Source organism: Pedobacter sp. 01N416, assembly GCF_056399685.1.
This window is the reverse complement of sequence record NZ_JBFTRT010001056.1, coordinates 1-548: the sequence shown is the minus strand read 5'-3', so window position 1 is coordinate 548 and position 548 is coordinate 1. Positions and strand designations below refer to the sequence as shown.

The 548-nt window shown below is 37.2% G+C and carries 1 pseudogene; it reads left to right on the top strand.

Annotated elements, in window-relative coordinates:
* A pseudogene (locus AC1DND_RS29210) lies at positions 1–316 on the top strand (cytochrome d ubiquinol oxidase subunit II); the annotation flags it as partial.
* Positions 317–548: the final 232 nt, after the last annotated feature.

Here is a 548-nt window from a genome sequence, read left to right as displayed (position 1 = left end):
GAGCAATGTCGGTTTATCGGCCATTATTTTGGCAAGTTTATCCCTTGTGTTGTTATGGTACCTGCTAATTAAAGGTAAAACAAAAGTTTTACGCATTTTAGCTGGCTTTCAGGTGACGATGATCCTTTTGGCCATTAGTTACGCGCATTTTCCAAACTTTATTCGTTTAAAGAACGGAGATGCGATTTCGTTGCTAGAAACCGTTGGACCCGAAAAAACAATTTACAGTTTGGGTTTAGCACTTTTATTGGGGAGTGTATTGATTCTGCCTTTTTTGGGGTATCTGTTTTATAAGTTCCAGAAGAAAGAGGAATAAATATTCTTTTTTGTAAGATCGTTATGCTGAATTTATTTCAGCATCTTTCCTGCAATAAGGAGATTGTATCATAAAGGCGATTTCAGCCCAGATGCTGTCATGTTGAGCYTGTCGAAACAMCTTAAAGSGTATTTAAACAGGTCCTTCGACAAGCTCAGGATGACAAATCTATATTTATGATACAACCTCGACGACCTCAAGAATCATTACTGGATTATACTCTTTGTATCCT